This is a genomic window from Flavobacterium tructae (assembly GCF_002217475.1).
Lineage (GTDB): Bacteria > Bacteroidota > Bacteroidia > Flavobacteriales > Flavobacteriaceae > Flavobacterium > Flavobacterium tructae.
In genome coordinates this window covers 39,145-53,584 of record NZ_MUHH01000013.1, presented here as the reverse complement: position 1 = coordinate 53,584, position 14,440 = coordinate 39,145, and the positions used below count along the sequence as shown (strand labels likewise).

General features: G+C 36.8%; 11 protein-coding genes. 5 read left to right on the top strand and 6 right to left on the bottom strand.

Annotated elements, in window-relative coordinates; all coding sequences use genetic code 11:
* Nucleotides 1-53: 53 nt before the first annotated feature.
* On the bottom strand, nt 54-2,402 hold the full coding sequence (locus B0A80_RS03215; protein ID WP_089076400.1) for a mechanosensitive ion channel family protein: 2,349 nt from the start codon (nt 2,400-2,402) through the stop codon (nt 54-56).
* Nucleotides 2,403-2,741: 339 nt separating this feature from the next.
* Between B0A80_RS03215 and B0A80_RS03210 the strand changes: the two genes are divergently transcribed.
* Together B0A80_RS03210 and B0A80_RS03205 are read left to right on the top strand one after the other, a co-directional pair.
* Complete coding sequence (locus B0A80_RS03210) at nt 2,742-4,343, top strand: Na+/H+ antiporter (RefSeq protein ID WP_089076399.1); 1,602 nt, start codon at nt 2,742-2,744, stop codon at nt 4,341-4,343.
* Between the two features lie 705 nt (nt 4,344-5,048).
* Nucleotides 5,049-6,503, top strand: coding sequence for a glycosyltransferase (locus tag B0A80_RS03205; RefSeq protein WP_070907370.1), 1,455 nt, complete (start codon nt 5,049-5,051; stop codon nt 6,501-6,503).
* A gap of 326 nt (nt 6,504-6,829) precedes the next feature.
* Here the strand turns inward: B0A80_RS03205 and B0A80_RS03200 are convergent, their stop codons facing one another.
* The 3 genes from B0A80_RS03200 to nagA form a co-directional block, all read right to left on the bottom strand.
* Nucleotides 6,830-7,840, bottom strand: coding sequence for a hypothetical protein (locus B0A80_RS03200; protein ID WP_233430700.1), 1,011 nt, complete (start codon nt 7,838-7,840; stop codon nt 6,830-6,832).
* 14 nt (nt 7,841-7,854) lie between these two features.
* Nucleotides 7,855-9,093 carry a hypothetical protein gene (locus B0A80_RS03195; protein ID WP_089076397.1) on the bottom strand — a complete coding sequence of 413 codons (1,239 nt, stop codon included), beginning with the start codon at nt 9,091-9,093 and terminating at the stop codon, nt 7,855-7,857.
* A 285-nt stretch (nt 9,094-9,378) separates the two neighbouring features.
* A complete protein-coding gene (gene nagA, locus B0A80_RS03190; protein WP_089076396.1) occupies nt 9,379-10,518 on the bottom strand; it encodes an N-acetylglucosamine-6-phosphate deacetylase in 1,140 nt (379 codons plus the stop codon).
* Nucleotides 10,519-10,894: 376 nt separating this feature from the next.
* Here nagA and B0A80_RS03185 point away from each other — a divergent pair, with 376 nt between their 5' ends.
* From B0A80_RS03185 to B0A80_RS03175, 3 genes are read left to right on the top strand one after another with little or no spacing between them, the layout of a single operon-like run.
* Nucleotides 10,895-11,491 (top strand): TetR/AcrR family transcriptional regulator, encoded by a 597-nt coding sequence (locus B0A80_RS03185; RefSeq protein WP_017495331.1) that lies wholly within the window; start codon nt 10,895-10,897, stop codon nt 11,489-11,491.
* A gap of 6 nt (nt 11,492-11,497) precedes the next feature.
* On the top strand, nt 11,498-11,725 hold the full coding sequence (locus tag B0A80_RS03180; RefSeq protein ID WP_070907366.1) for a hypothetical protein: 228 nt from the start codon (nt 11,498-11,500) through the stop codon (nt 11,723-11,725).
* 20 nt (nt 11,726-11,745) lie between these two features.
* A complete protein-coding gene (locus tag B0A80_RS03175) occupies nt 11,746-13,017 on the top strand; it encodes an MFS transporter (RefSeq protein ID WP_089076395.1) in 1,272 nt (423 codons plus the stop codon).
* 80 nt (nt 13,018-13,097) lie between these two features.
* On the opposite strand, the gene B0A80_RS03170 is transcribed toward B0A80_RS03175, so the two are convergent.
* Both B0A80_RS03170 and B0A80_RS03165 read right to left on the bottom strand, forming a co-directional pair.
* Nucleotides 13,098-13,481 carry a DUF5367 family protein gene (locus B0A80_RS03170; protein WP_124020559.1) on the bottom strand — a complete coding sequence of 128 codons (384 nt, stop codon included), beginning with the start codon at nt 13,479-13,481 and terminating at the stop codon, nt 13,098-13,100.
* Between the two features lie 116 nt (nt 13,482-13,597).
* On the bottom strand, nt 13,598-14,425 hold the full coding sequence (locus B0A80_RS03165) for an SDR family oxidoreductase (protein WP_089076393.1): 828 nt from the start codon (nt 14,423-14,425) through the stop codon (nt 13,598-13,600).
* Nucleotides 14,426-14,440 lie beyond the last annotated feature (15 nt).

Genomic DNA, 14,440 nt, shown 5'->3' with positions numbered 1-14,440 from the left:
GAGAAAGTCATTTCCGTTTTTTATTCCTTTGAATTCGAAAAGTAGGAGTATGTTTAGGTAGACAGCGTTAAACCTTTTTCTTTAAAATTACTGAAAAGAACCTGTCTTGCATTGCTGATAGTTTCTTCAGTACGGTAAATGCTGCACCAGAATTTTATTTGCAGTTTGAATTTTCCATCAGAAATGGCGCTGTAATAAATTTGCGGAACTTTGGTAGTATTGACCAATGCCATCTCTTCAAGAGTTTCCAAAATAATAGAATTGATTTTTTCAGGGAGTACATCACCAGTAACCTCAGCGGTAATTTCTACTAGTTTAAAATTATCAGTATACGTCCAGTTGGTAATGTTTTGCGACAGTAAATTACCATTCGGAATAATGATTTCGGCACCGTTTGAAGAGTTGATTTTGGTGGTACGCAATCCCATCGATTTTACCCGGCCAGATTCAGAACTAATGTCGATAACATCTCCAACCTGAATGGGTTTGTCAAAAATCAGGATGATACCTGAGACGAAATTATTAACGACATTCTGAAGTCCAAGACCCACACCAACACCCAAGGCTCCCAGTAGAATGCTTAGTTTATCAAGAGGCATTCCCGAAGCAGCTACAGCCAAAAGATAACCACTTATTAAAACCACAAGCCTTGTGATGAGTAGTTTAGAATGCTGTCTTTTATTGATGGTTTCTTCGTTTTCATCGTCAATTTCTCCAAAGAAATAAGCCACATAGTTTTGTAATAAATGCGCAACCCAGATGATGATAAAAAATAAGACGATATTGCCCAGCGTAAAAGTGATGCTTCCAATGGTATTTGGATGACTTAGTAGCGAACCCAAACCGGTGCGCAGTGATTCCCAAATGTTTAAATTGGCTGCAATGACTACAATCCACATATAACTGATGACGATGATGAATGGTCTTTTTAGTGTATCAGATAAGCTTTCATGATCGAAGATTTTCTCGATACCACGTTTAATGCGGGTCGTGTAAATTTGTAAAAGAATAATTTCGAGTACAATTTTTAAAAGTACACTCAGTGCCACGATCTGAGTTAGCGATATAAAAGCAGTAAGACTTAACATATTGGCAAGTGAAACTCTTCCTAGAACATTATCGAAAATGGATAAAGCATTCAGACCAATAAAAATGATGGTGGCCCATTTAAAAAAGCCTTTGATGTACAACTGATCTTTTAAGGTTTTGATCTGTACGAAACCATAGCGGATTCCGAAGAGGTTGATTACAATAAAGGCACAACGCTGCATAAAACCAACAGGGATGAACAAGTCTAAGAAACACAGCATAAAAAACAATACTAAAAGAAGTAACCAGTTGCGCATGGCAATGCCCGACCATTTATTTTTAAAAAGTACTGTAAGTAGTCCGAGAAGAACCAGCTGAATCGATTCAATAAATAGGGCAGGAGCATATAAATTGCTAACTACAGCAATGTTAAGACCAATGACAGCAACCGGAATAACAACACCTCTATTGATGTATTTGAAGTTAAGCTGTGACAGCTTTTCGGCATGTGCATTACTGTTGAGGTATTTTAAATTGCGGGAAATGTACCAACCCAATATTCCCATCAATAAAAGCAGTGTGATTAAACCACCGGCTCGATAACTTAAGTAATATTCCGCAACGTTTTCTTCAATAATTATTTTGGCTTTAATGTTTTTACCTACGATCTTTTTTGCAACAGAATCGTTTGTACTCCATAAAACTGGATATTCTTTTTTAAGCATACTGATTCCGGATTTTTCCAGTTTGCTTTCTACAGTAATTAGGGCATTTGATACGGCAATTTTTCTTTCAACCGTTAATCTTTTATTATGGTTTAAAATACTTTGATTCTTGGTCATCAGACTGTCGGTACTCAGGTATCTTTTTTTCAGATTCGCAAATTCCTGTTTGAATTGCTTGCGACGAAGGGTGTCTTTCAAAAGTCCCATGAGGGTTTTATCCTTGCGCAAATCAATTACTCTGTTTTTGATTTTTTCAAGTGCCAGGTTGCGAGAATTGATTGCTGTATTTTGTTCATCAAGTTCCAGCTCAATTTCTTTCAGTACAATGCGGTACATTTGTTGGTTGCGCACATTCGGATTTGCTCCTTTTAGGCTGGCCAGAATAAGATCAAGTTTACTTTGCGTTCCTTTGATTTCACCAAACAAACGATGACTGTTTCCATCAAATTCAGTATCGTTATGCGCAGATTCCAAAACCTCTCCCGCTTTTTCAATAGCCATCAGATAGTCACTATCCGTAGTGGTTTCTTCAAATAGTTTTGATTTAGTCTCTGTTTTTGGAGAAGTCGTTTGAGAATAGGCAATCGGTGCATGAAATAAGACAGCCAGTAAGGCGAGTACACCGATAAAATTTCTTTTCAGGATCATAATTTGGGATATGAATTAAGGTTCAAATGTAATTTTTTTTAAAGTATTTATAATGTCGGATGCAATAAAATTTGGTTAAATGAGCTTTAGCACTTGTGATTTTATCTGCCGCTGGCAATTGTTTTTGCCACAGATTAAAACGATTATTTGGATTTTAAATTTTGTGTAAAAAGTATTTTAATATTGGTGATACCTAGTTTTTGGACATGTATAAAAAAAATCTTTTTAATCCATGTAATCTGTGGCTAAAAAAGCAACACTTAGAAACATAATTCTAACTAAAGTCCTAAAAATAGTATATTCGTAATGTTATAACCAAAATACCAAAACAATTCGAAAATGGAAAATATTACTGTAATCATCATGTTACTATTTGGAGTCGCTTTTTTGAGTCTCGTTAGTAAAAAATACAATTTTCCAATTCCCATTGTACTAGTGCTTTGTGGTGTTGTGATTAGTATTGTTCCCGGACTTCCGGTAATTGCTTTAAGTCCTGAGGTGGTTTTTATTATCTTTTTGCCACCGCTTTTATACCACGCCGCCTGGTACACAAGCTGGTCCGATTTTAAACAAACCATCCGGCCTATTACTTTGGCAGCGGTAGGTTTAGTGTTGTTTACCACAGTAGCAGTAGCGATTGCAGCGCACCTGCTTATTGATGATATTTCCTGGCCTTTGGCTTTTCTATTAGGCGCAATAGTCTCGCCTCCAGATGCGGTTTCTGCAACTTCGATTACCAAAGGATTGGGTTTGCATCCCAGATTAATCTCCATTCTTGAAGGCGAAAGTCTGGTGAATGACGCCAGTGGTCTGGTGGCTTACAAATATGCATTAACCGCAATTACGGCCGGTAATTTTGTGCTCTGGCAGGCGGGGTTAAACTTTGTTGTGATGTCTGTAGCGGGAATCGCAATTGGTTTGGCTGTGGGGTTTATTATGTGTTATATTCACAAGAGATTTGTCTGTGATGAGGTGATCGAAGCCACTTTGACTTTGCTAACGCCTTTTGCCTCTTATCTAATCGCAGAACATTTTGAATGTTCGGGAGTTTTAGCCGTAGTCGCTACCGGACTTTATTTGTCAGCCCGATCCGGAACAATTTTTACGCACGAAAGCCGAATTATGGCCGGAACGATCTGGAGTGTTTTGACCAATATTTTAAACGGTTTGATTTTTATTTTAATTGGACTTCAACTGCGACAAATTATTGCCGGAATTGGAGATTACTCCGGTTGGTCCTTGTTTGTTTGGGGTGCTTCTATAAGTGTAGTGGTGATTTTGGTTCGGTTTTTATGGGTGGTTCCGGCAACTTTGCTTCCGAGAATGCTTAGTAAAAGAATTCGTCTGAAAGAAGAATTTGATTATCGCAATATGATTATTTTCGGCTGGTCCGGAATGCGAGGTGTAGTATCTATGGCGGCGGCACTGGCTTTACCGTTAATGATGAACAAAATAACCGAATTCCCTTTGCGAAACCTCATCATCTACCTGGTTTTTTGTGTGATACTTTCGACTTTGGTCATTCAGGGACTTACTTTGCCGTGGCTGATTAAAAAATTAAAAGTGGAACCGTATTCAATTCTTGCCGAAGAATACGAGATCCGAAATACGATTGTTTCGCAAACCATTACCCATATCGAAGATAATTTTTCTTTGCTTAATGATGATTTACTGCACAACATTAAAAGCAAATACGAAGTCAAATTCAATCGTCTTCAAAAAACGGAACTCCCAGCTAATTTCTTCGGAAAAGGAAAGGTTTTAGGAGGGGAGATTTTCAATGATTTTACCAAACTACAAATCGATCTTTTAAACATAGAGCGTGACAAACTCGAATGGATGCACAAAACTGGTTCTGTTCACGAAGAGATTTTCAGGAAAATTGAAAAAGAACTGGATTTGGAGGAGACAAGATTGTGGATGGAGATGTATGAGGAGTGATTTTTACTTTTTGTAACATAAAGTTTTATAATAGAGATACAAATGGAGTATTTGATGAAAAAAGTGTAATTTATTTGTTTTTAATTGTTTAGTTTTTTAATGGTCTGAAATTACTGATTTTTTACAAGTAATATTTGTAATTGGATATGTTGCAGGCTATATTTTAAAATTAAATTTATACGTGTCTGTTTACTCCCCAATAAATCCTTTGAAAGGCTTGATTATCGAAAAAGAAAGTTTCTTATAAAAACAAGTGCCCTAGCCCTGATAGAAGCGGTATCCTTTTTCTTGCTTCTTTAGCAAGGAAAAGATACAAGCGGATAGCAGGAAATAGCTCCAGAAAAAGAAATTCCAAAATTTTAAAATTCCAAATTCCAAAAATCTTTTGACTTTGTTTTGGGAGACAATAATAAACACAAGAAAACGTTATTTCTAAACTTCGTCATGTTCAAAGACCACAAAACCTCAACTTAAAACCTCCCAAAACCCCAACAAAAACTGTATACTGTATACGAAAACGTGTAATAATTACACACTTAAAAATGACGCAAAACCGCTAATTCATTAGAAATCAGTAAAAGAATAATTATGGCATAACGCTTGCAAAATGGCATTAGTATAAAATTCTCTCCATTAATCAAAATGTAGTATCGGAGGGAAAGAATTAAATAAGAGCCATTAGAAAGCAATCAAAAGTAATGTCATATGAAAAGTGAAACCTTAACATCAGAACAGTTTTATACTTCAAATCCAGATCTTAATAACCAACAAGCCTTAAACAGTTCCATTTTTCGTATTAGTAATGCCAATGTAACTTCAAAGAAAGTAAGCGAGCGTACCAAAAGTAAGACAGGGTTGTTTGTACTGGTAAGTACATTTATCCTAATGTTTATTGGAGCTTATACTGCTTATCAGCTGCAATCTGACTTTGATCAGTTTCAGTTGGAGCGAATAAATTCAAGCTGGGGATTCCCTTTCCTGATACTGGCAGGGGTATTGTTTGTATTTCAGGCCGGAGTTTTTCTGTATAATTTATACTTGTATTTTACTTATAAACCAATCGAATCTGTTTCGGATGAAATGTTGCCAACCTGTACTGTGATTGTTCCTGCGTATAACGAAGGGAAGCTGGTTTGGGATACTTTAATGAGCTTAGCAGAGAGTGATTTTCCGGAGCAAAAGATGCAAATATTAGCGGTTGATGACGGAAGTAAAGACGATACCTGGTACTGGATGCAACAAGCAAAAATAAAATTGGGCGATCGTTTGACGATTTTTCAACAACCTGAAAATAGAGGAAAACGTCATGCTTTACACCGTGGATTCGAGTTGGGAACGGGAGAGATATTCGTTACGGTAGACAGTGATTCGATCGTAAAAAAAGATACCTTAAGAAACTTAGTGAGTCCGTTTGTCGTAGATGAAAAATGTGGTGCAGTAGCCGGAAATGTTCATGTACTGAACAGCAAAAAAGCAATTTTACCAAAAATGCTGAATGTGAGTTTTGTGATGAGTTTTGAGTTTATGCGTTCTGCCGAAAGTCAATTAGGGTCTGTGCTTTGTACTCCGGGAGCAGCGGCAGCTTACAGAAAAACTTCGGTTTTTGCTTGTTTGGACGAATGGATCAATCAGACCTTTATGGGACAGCCATCGGACATTGGTGAAGATCGTGCTATGACCAACATGATTTTGAGACAAGGGCAGCATGTGTTGTTTCAGAGAAATGCTTATGTATTGACCAACGTGCCGGAAGAATATACCGGATTGTATAAGATGTTTATCAGATGGAGCAGAAGTAATGTGCGTGAAAACATCGCTATGGCAAAGTATGTTTTTACAGATTTCAGAAGTGAATCTAAATTTGGAGCACGTCTTTTATTTGTGAGTCAATCTATGAAGATGATTATGGCGTATCCGTTTATGTTTTTTATGTTCTTTTTCATCGCGGTACATCCGATATTGTTTTTAAGTTCTACACTTTTAGCGATTTTAATCGTATCGAGTTTTCCGGTATTGTTTTACACCAAAAGATATAATTTTGCCGATTCACTTTGGGCTTATTCGTACAGTGTTTTTTATACATTCAGTTTGTTTTGGATTACACCGTATGCTATCGTTACAGCCAATAAAAAAGGCTGGCTGACCCGCGGATTGGCATAGAAAAAAATATTGTAATTAAAAAAATAGAAATTGATTTGTTTTTTTAGGACTCCTTCTCATCTGAGTGGGAGTTTTTTATTTTTGGAAGAATTAGGAATTGGGATTTATAAAGGAAAGAATCTGAAGTCGTATGATTCTTGTGCTGTTTTTTAACCGCCAGGTGTGCAAAGGTTTACGCGAAGATCGCGCTGGATAGTTGTGATAAAATTGACTTATCTGTATTATGGAGAATGGGAGAAGCGATTCTGACTACTATACTTTGTTTCAATAAAAAACCTCTAAAGTTTTTAAGTTTAGAGGTTTCACTATTTTAAAAGCGAGAATGATTATTGCTGTTCTGTAATTGTTGCTTTATTAAGCTTTATAACTCTGATTTTCTTGTTGGTATTATCAGATAGATACAAACGATCGTTCAATTGTGCTACACCAACAATACTTCCAAATGGATTTTGTCCCATAATATCAAGAGCATTTACTCTTGGAGTATAGATTCGATCCTTGAATTCTCCTTTTGGATACAGACGCAAGTAGTTGTTGTTCCCTATATTTTCGGATGTAATAGCCCAGTCTTTAGAAAAACTTATGGCCATAGGCTCCGCGGCAGCAAAAACTGCTGTTACTGGTTTTATGGGTTCAGTTAAAGAGGCAGCAGCATTAGTTTTAATAGACTCAATGTTGTAATACAAATAACTTTTAGCATCTCTTCCGGCTACTACTAAATTGCCTGCATCTATATCCATAGCATATACCTCATCCCAACCGTCTAAAGTATTTAATTTGGCAATTGGCTTTAAATTCCAATCACTGCTATCGGTAATTTGGGTAGTTTGAAAAACTTTAATTGAGGTTTCTTTTTCTTTTACGAAGATTAAACCATCTTTAACCACAACACCAAAAACGTGCACAAAAGTATTCCACCACTGACCGTTTCCAACTGTATTGATTCCGGCATTTGTAATCTCATCCAGTACAAATAGTCTGGAATCGACACTTCCGATATAAAGACGTCCGCTATCTACACAAACTGAAGTAAGTTTGGTAAACGGAATTGTAGTGGCTCCTTTAGTATAAGCCGAGATTGTTTTGATATAAGCCATCGAAACAGCATCAAAAACTTCCAGTACATCGCCATTACAAACGTATAGTTTATTGTTGGCAACCGTAATTCCTTTAGGATCTAAAGTTCCTGTTCCTGCACCAATTTGAGCTGCTGTGATGGAAGCTTCTTCCGTAGGAAAGTAATAATCGTATTTTGTTGGTTCACTGCCGTTTGAAGAATCATCGCTACAAGCTGTAAAAAGACAGAGTAGGATGAATAAAAAAGATATTTTGTTCATGATAGTTTTGTAGGTTATTTCCATTTTCCTTCTCCTTTATATTTTACTAAAAATGGGTTTTTAGGATCAATTTTGAAAACAGGCTTTTTATAAGATTGACTTAGATAGCTTGTTTTTGTATATCCTTTTAATATATCAGGATCTGTAAAAGGAAGATCATTCAAAGAGATGAGGTATTTATAGAAATCAGTAAACATTCCCTGTTGACCACCGCCTTCGCCACTGTTGCATAAGTTACTACTGTGACTGTAGCCGGAGTGGTGAGAGTATTCGTGGGTCCAAACAGACATATCGCCAACCCAATGTCCGGTCACATAACCAGATTCCCATTGTGAGGCCAAAGCTCCCCCTCCCCAGGCGGAACCACCTCCTACCATCGCCATATTCAGAGTCCGGCTATCGATATAAGTGTTATAGGCTTGTTCAATTTGAGCTTTGGTAAGATAATCGTAAACACCATCTTTGTCTTCAGCATTTCCGTGCCAGTTTAAAGCACCGTTTATACCTGCTCCGGCTGCTGTTGCCTGTTCTTTTTTATAACGGTCAAAATTCATAAAAGTATCATAATACAAAGGATGACTTATAGCATAGGAATAGTTAATAATCATAGTGATTGCTTCTTTAGCCAAAACAGGATTCATTGGTAAAAATTTATTAGGATCATCAGCAGGATTATTAAGGTGATATTGGGTGCTGAATTGTACGAGTCGATTTGATTTGATTCTTTTGAACATCGCAAATAAAGGATCAGTTGATTCTACCGAAAATTCGATTGCTCCCGAAGAGAAGCCATCAATTTTATCAATAGTAACAGCCTTGCCACTTTCAAGTTGATAGTCGTGAGTTCCGTTTACTAATGGAATTTGATGTGCCGAACGGTGAAAAGCAGGCACTGATGTAAATTCAAAAAGCAAAAATCGCTTGTCATAGTTAGGTAATTTTGCATACACTTTTACGTCTTTAAGTCCAACTGGAGAATAAAGAGAAATTTGTACAGAATCTTTGCCTTTTTGAATAATTTGCATGGGCTGATTAACACGAAACCAGCGGTCTTTGTTGTCATACATTTTTGAAGAACTTTCTGTGTCTTCAAACATGGTCATTGGTCGGTTTTCTTGGGGTAAAGTCGACGCATCAATAGCGGGCAAATAATTGGCTTTGTAGCTGTCACCTTTTGAATCATCATCGCTGCATCCGAATAATATGCCTGCGAAAAAGACAAAAGACAAAAAATAAGAAATGGGTTTTCTCATAGGATTAGTAGGTTAAATTTGGGTTTATATAAAAAATTGTTGTTGTTTAAATAAATTTTTAAGTTTTGTTTTTGGGGCAATTTTGGGCAAAGTTAAAAAACTTATTCACATTTAGTTTCAGGAGGGTAACAATTGGTGCTGTTTAGGGAATGATTGATTATTCTGGTTTATTTTTTCCGGATTGTTTCCTACTAATGTAAGTTAAAAACGCTACTATACTCCAAAAGAAATCGAGTTTAAGGAAAGTCAAAAAATTACTGTAAAATCTATTTTTCTTTCCTTATTCTATGAAATAAATAACGGTGTTTTCGAAAAATTTAAGGTTTTTATTTCAGATAAATTATCATTGAACTGAACAAAACTTGCAGGAAACCCCGGCTTTATTTTTCCAATTTGATTTTCCAGACCTATTGCAGCAGCTACGCGCGAAGTGGCCATTTGAATGGCTTCGTCTGCTGAAACTCCCAGATGATTGTAAGCATTCTGAACGGCTTCCAGCATCGAGATTGTTGCTCCGGCCAGACTGCCTTCGCTATTTCGGTAAAAGCCGTCTTCAAGGTACGCATCGAAATTATTCCATTTAAAACTGGCAATTTTTCGCCCCAGGAAAGTAGCATCACTAATCAAAAAGAACTTATCCTGTTTTAATCTGTAGGCTAATTTCGCAGCAGCATAATCACAATGTGCACCGTCTAAAATAACTGGGGCATATACATTTTCATTTTCTAAAGTGGCACCAACTAAACCAGGTTCACGATGTCCGAATTGTGTCATTGCATTGAATAAATGAGTGACAAGTTTAATGCCTTTTGAGAAATAAACCTGTGCTTCTTTGTGTGTTACGGTTGAATGTCCGATCGAAATTACAATGCCGCTTTCAATCAACATGTTGAGTTGTTGCTCAGTAAAGCATTCCGGGGCAATGGTGATTACTTTAATAACATCTTTTCCTAATCGGATAATTTCTTCAAGTTCCTCATTAGTGGGTTTACGAACCTGATCAATAGGATGTGCGCCACGTTTTAACGGATTCAGAAAAGGGCCCTCCAGATGCATTCCTATTACACCGTTGGAGTGCTTTTTCATGTAACTTCGCACCGCTTCAATTCCGTTTATGATAGTTTCTCTTGAAGAAGAAATCAAACACGGAAGTATATGAGTCGTACCGTATTGAAGGCTTGTATCATAAATGTCCTGAATGGTTTCCTCGGTAGGGGTTTGACTGAAATACAATTTTTCGCCTCCGTTGATTTGAATATCAATAAATCCGGCAGCAATATGTTTTCCTTTTAAATCAATCGTTTCGATATCATTTGGAGTTTCTTTTTGAACAGAAAGGATGATTCCGTTTTCAATGATGATTACTCCGTTGGTAATAATTTCGTCACCAGTGTGTACAGTGGTATTGATAATGGCTTGTTTCATTTTTTAGTGTATTTATTAGTTTAGTGGAAATAACAGAATAAGTGTTATTTGCATTTAAAAGATAATGACCTCTGTGTTTGCAGATGTAAATGTACTGGGCCCTATTGGTCAACCAATTTAAGCTAAAACAAACAAAGTACATTTGATAAATTGAACTTTCTGCATTTTTCATAATAAATTCCAATAGTACCGTAGAGTAGGACTGGTAAACTTGAACAGACTAAAGCTTCTGGGAGGTAAAATGTTATTGTTTTGTCCTGTAGAAATCCGTATAATTTTGTTTGTGAGGTCATTATTTTTTCAGTTCACAAAAATAATTTTAAATAAAAGAATGTTCATTCATTTATTATACTATATTTGTGCTAAAATAATCAGTATGAGAGCAAGAGATGTCGACAAAGAAAAATTAGTAATCGAAATGGCAATTGATCAGATTGTTCAGGAAGGATTTCAGGGTTTTAGTATGAACAAGCTGGCGAAGGCCTGTTCTATTTCTGTTGGCACGCTTTACATCTATTACAAAGACAAAGATGATTTGATTCAAAAAATAGGTGCCATTATCGCGCTGAAGTTTTTTACCAGCACCGTGAAGAACTTTTCGCCCGAAATGTCATTTGAGGAAGGTTTATGGAAACAGTGGGAAAACCGCGCCAACTTTACCATGAAATATCCCAAGGAAGTTGCATTTTTTGAAATTGTCAAACATTCCCCTCATTCAGAGATCATTCTGGATTCTATTCAGGAGTTTGCAGATTTTAGAAGGATTATGAAAACGTTTATAGAAAACGGCTTGCGCAATAACGAGTTGATTCCTATGACATTTGAGGCTTTTTGGAGTGTTGCCTACGGGCCTTTGTACACTTTATTGAACTTACATACTGAAGGTAAGAGTATGGGAGGAAAACCCTTTACACTTACTAAGGAAATTATGAAAGAAGCCTTTCAGGCCACTGTAAAAGGACTAAAACCATGAAAAATTATGGAAACAAATTTAAGTACAATTCATATTTTTAAAACAAACATTGGTGACAAAGACCCTAATTGTCCCATCCGTCAAAAACTTGACACTCATTCAGATATTCAGCAATGGAGCATTGACTGCGAAGATGTTGATTGCGTTCTCAGAGTTGTTTCAGAAACATTACATCCTGAAACTATTATTGATATGGTCACATCCTTTGGCCATGAATGTCAAGAGTTAGACTAAACTAATACATTTTATAAAGAATGAAAAAAAACACTACAGAAAGCCCGGCTTTCTCGACACATCAAAAAATCATTATTGCGATATTAGCGCTTTTGCAGTTCACCGTGATACTCGATTTTATGGTTATTTCTCCCTTAGGAGATATTTTAATGAAAACCCTGAACATGACACCGGCAAATTTTGGTTTTACCGTTTCTGCCTACGCCTTTAGTGCTGGAGCTTCAGGATTACTCGCTGCAGGTTTTGCAGATAAGTTTGACCGAAAGAAACTTTTAATTTTCTTTTATATCGGATTTATTATTGGTACCGTTTTCTGCGCACTTTCAACCAGTTATGTAATGCTGCTATTGGCAAGGATTGTAACCGGACTTTTTGGAGGGGTAATAGGATCTGTTTCCCTGGCGATTGTAACGGATTTGTTCGTGATTCATCAACGCGGACGTGTGATGGGATTTATTCAAATGGCATTTGCTTCCAGTCAGATTTTAGGAATTCCGGTAGGCTTGTATTTTGCCAATCACTGGGGATGGCATTCGGCTTTTATTATGATTGCAGTTCTGGCGGTATTGATACTTATTGCCATTATCACTCAGATGAAACCGATCACCAAACATTTAGAAGTGCAGTCAGACAAAAGTCCTTTTTTACATCTGTGGCATACCCTGAGTAACAAACACTATCAGGTTGGTTTTATGTCTATTGCTTTTCTTTCGGTTGGAGGTTTTATGTTACAGCCCTTTGGAAGTGCCTTTTTAGTCAACAATATTCACATCAGTCAGCTCGAATTGCCAATGGTCTTTTTCTTTACCGGACTTTCGGTACTTTTCATCATGCCTTTGGTGGGTAAGTTGAGTGATAAAGTCAGTAAGTTCAAACTGTTTGCGGCCGGATCTATACTTTCGGTTATTATGATTATCATTTACACCAATCTTGGTCCGGTACCTCTTTGGCAAATCGTAGTGCTTACTATGATTATGTTTATGGGCATTATGAGTCGAATGATCCCTGCCACAACATTAAACACAGCTATTCCCGGATTGGAAGATCGTGGTGCTTATATGTCGATCTCTTCTTCTTTGCAGCAAATTGCAGGTGGAATTGCCGCGGTTTGTGCCGGGTTTATTGTTCATCAGAAAACAAAGACATCACCTCTCGAAAACTACGATATTTTAGGATATGTAATTGCGGTAATTACACTTTCGACCATATTTTTGATTTGGAGAGTCAATAAACTGGTGAAATCAAAAGATACAGTTGCTCCTACTCCGGTTCCGGAAATGGTAGAAGTTTAATTTTTTAGATTTCAAATCAAAAGGAAGCTTGTCTGTTAACGACAAGCTTTCTTTTTTTATCTTTTTATGAAAATTGTTGATTAGGAGATTTTTATTTTTCTGTGCCAATACCAGTAAACCGAAAAAGCGTTTATAAAAGCCAGTGTCCATAAAATTGGGCTGGTGAAAAAGCTCTCATAACTTCTTCCTTCGGGAATTTCAACAAAAGGAACGGTTATCAAAACGTCCAAAAACAATGCTGTTCCTGACATTAATACGCCAAGAGCAAAACCACTGATGTTGTATTTTTTCTGATAATAGAATTTTGCGCCAACGATAGCATAAAAAACGATAAGCACCATAACGATTGCGGCTTGTATTAGAAAAGAATCTTTCAGAAGGGGAGTATTCCCTAAAAGATAAAAAGAAAAACTAACGCACAACCAAACTATAAATCCTGAAAATATTCCTCTGCTATATTTCATAATCTTATATCAATTTTACTTATATTTTAGTCCAATGTTTTCCGATATAATGCCGATGTAATATGAAAATAGTACAATGCAATTGGACTATATTGAATATACAATCGGTGTTAGTTTTAGGAGTTCCAGATTGCAGTCTTGGCAGTCTCTTTCGCGTAGGCGGAAAAATCCTTTGCTTTTCTGCCCAAAATGTTTTCTATATCTGAGGTGATACTGGAATTTCGACCGTCTAGAACTTGTTCAAAAAGATAGTTGATGAGCCAAATATGATCTTCCGGAACGTGATATTCCTGCAAAAGCTGATTGTATTCTTCTAACGATAGTCCCTTAAAGGTAATATTTCGACCACTGGCTTCGGCAATTTCATTTACGGCTTGTTGGAACGTCAATAACCTTGGACCGGTTAATTCATAAGTTTGTCCGTTGTGTTTGTCTTCTAAAAGAGCGGCAGTAACCACATCGGCAATATCATCGGCATCGGTAAAAGGTTCCAGTGCTTCTGCTCTTGGTAAGGCCACTATTCCGGCTAATATCGGATCTAAAAAGAAGCTTTCGCTAAAGTTCTGATTGAACCAGCTGGCACGAATAATGGTCCAGTTTTTAGCGGTACTTTTTACAACTTCCTCGCAAAGCTGTGCTTCTTTTTCGCCTCTTCCCGAAAGTAAAACCATTTTCTGTACTCCCAATTTTGTGGCAAGACCAGTAAAATTCTGAATCGTTTTTACCGCTGAAGGAATGGCCAGGTCGGGTTGAAAAGTAATATAAACTGTATCGATTCCCTGTAGAACAGTGGGCCAGGTTTCCTGTTTTTCCCAATCGAAAGGTAGTTTTTCATTTCGGGAACCCAAACGAACTGCAATACCTTCAATTTGTTCTAATCTTTCGGCTACTCTGCGTCCTGTTTTTCCATTGGAACCCAGAACTAAAATTTTTGTGTTTTTCATATCAGTATTTTTAAA